Source organism: Bacteroides fragilis (assembly GCF_019583405.1).
GTDB classification, from domain to species: Bacteria; Bacteroidota; Bacteroidia; order Bacteroidales; family Bacteroidaceae; genus Bacteroides; species Bacteroides fragilis_B.
Genome location: NZ_SZUU01000019.1, coordinates 4,807 through 6,511 on the forward strand (window position 1 = coordinate 4,807; position 1,705 = coordinate 6,511).

A 1,705-nucleotide genomic window follows, 5' to 3' on the forward strand; every position below is an offset into this window, starting at 1 on the left:
GGGAGGCAAGATACGGTGGTTCGGTGCAATTGTATTGCACTATGCGTTTTTTCTCAGGAAAGAAACAGTCTTTTATCGTCAGAGCAGATTTCTGTAATTGGCTGATAATAAAAAATGCCTGAACCGATCCGTCCGGACACAAAAAAAGCGGTAAAGTATTGAACTTACCGCCTAATATAACTTTTTCCCTTGATATTTATTTTCTAAAGATATTCCGGTTTCGGAAACGGCATACGGCACTTCGCTTCAATTATTGATGTGGTGACACACAAAAAACAGCGGATATCCCGGTTTACATCCGGAGTATCCGCTGGAGAAGAATTCAAGGTGGAGTATAGGGCTTTCTCAGGCCGCCCTTGGCAGGTCTTTGTAGAGCATGATATCGGTATAGGAGGAGTTGTAATTCATCCGTGCGGTAAGTGTGGACCGGCCGGCTCCCTTGAAAGGATTACCGATCCCGGGATGCTCTTCCATCCAGCGGCAAAAATCCAGTATGGGGGATTTCCCGGAGGTGAAATAGACAAACGGGTGTCCTTTCAGTACCAGCAGGACATCCAGGTAATCCGCCAGCTTCCAGTCCATCTTGTATGTACTGATATCCGTTCCCATATAGGGGGGATCAACCAGGAATACCACTCCCGGAAACACCCCGTATGTGTCTGCCAGTTCCTTATAGTCGTAGCAGACTACCTCAAGCCCGTCCAGATAGCCGTCACACCGGTAGTCAGACTGGCGTATCTTGTTATAAAAATACAATCCTTCAAGTTCCTCCATGTTTTGTGCGTATTTTCCGGAAAACAGTAGGGAAGTAGAGAGGGTAAGATAGTCCACGAAACCGGTTGTCTCCTCCAGCCTGATGCGTTCAAGGAAAGCCTCGCGCATTTTTCCGGTAATCTTCTGATGGCGGGGATATATCCCGACTATTTTACGGAGATCTCTCAGCAGGGTATTGGTCCGGTCAATGTTTTCCAAACGCTCGCGGTAGTTGTCATGGTCATTGTATATGACCACCGCATCCGGCCTTTCACGTTTGGTAATGTGTGATAGCAGGCCGGAGCCACCGAACAGGTCCACAAATATCGTTTTGTCATCAAAACGTTTCAGGATCTTTTTGAATTCCGAAGCGAACATGCGCTTCTGCCCCACGAAAGGAAGTGGAGCCTGGGTGTAAGTCTTTTCCATTGTTGTAGTCATTTTATCGTGTAATATATGTGTTTGTATTTCCGGCAACAAAATTCTTAAGTTTTTCCCATGAAAGCAAAAAAAAGACCGGAGTTATACTGCATGAAACGTACACTCTTTTTTGAACCTTCCCAGGATCTCATAGATTTTGCGTTCGGAAACGCCGTACCGATTGGAAAGAACCGCAACACAATACGTCACTTTATCACCCTGGCAGCGCATCCTTTCATACTCCTTATACAGGTCGATGTACTTATAGTCATCCGGTTTGAAGCCCATGCCGGCCAGACGTTCCAGGACTTCCCTATTAAAATTTAGAATCTCAAACAGTGTCATAGCGAATATTTTTTTATCTTTGCAAAGCCAATCATTCATATACAGATAAAAAGCGCATCCCGCGACGAGGGTCTTTGCCCCCGGTCGTGCGGTGATGCGCATCTGTATGTTAATGAGTGATTGGCGTTGCTTTTTTAACAGGCCGGGGGCTTTTTTCTTGAACAACTCACAGTGAACTCCTCAATTT

Annotated in this window: 2 protein-coding genes; both read right to left on the reverse strand. The window is 45.7% G+C overall.

Annotated elements, in window-relative coordinates:
• Positions 1-345 precede the first annotated feature (345 nt).
• Complete coding sequence (locus tag FDF36_RS20725; RefSeq protein WP_220392653.1) at positions 346-1,182, reverse strand: DNA adenine methylase; 837 nt, start codon at positions 1,180-1,182, stop codon at positions 346-348.
• Positions 1,183-1,275: 93 nt separating this feature from the next.
• Positions 1,276-1,518: a hypothetical protein gene (locus tag FDF36_RS20730; RefSeq protein ID WP_220392654.1), complete on the reverse strand. Its 243-nt coding sequence runs from the start codon at positions 1,516-1,518 to the stop codon at positions 1,276-1,278.
• Positions 1,519-1,705: the final 187 nt, after the last annotated feature.

What these genes read in the sequence shown, in the direction of transcription:
- FDF36_RS20730 (WP_220392654.1), bottom strand. Translation starts at nt 1,518, where the DNA reads ATGACACTGTTTGAGATTCTAAATTTTAATAGGGAAGTCCTGGAACGT.
- FDF36_RS20725 (WP_220392653.1), bottom strand. Translation starts at nt 1,182, where the DNA reads ATGGAAAAGACTTACACCCAGGCTCCACTTCCTTTCGTGGGGCAGAAG.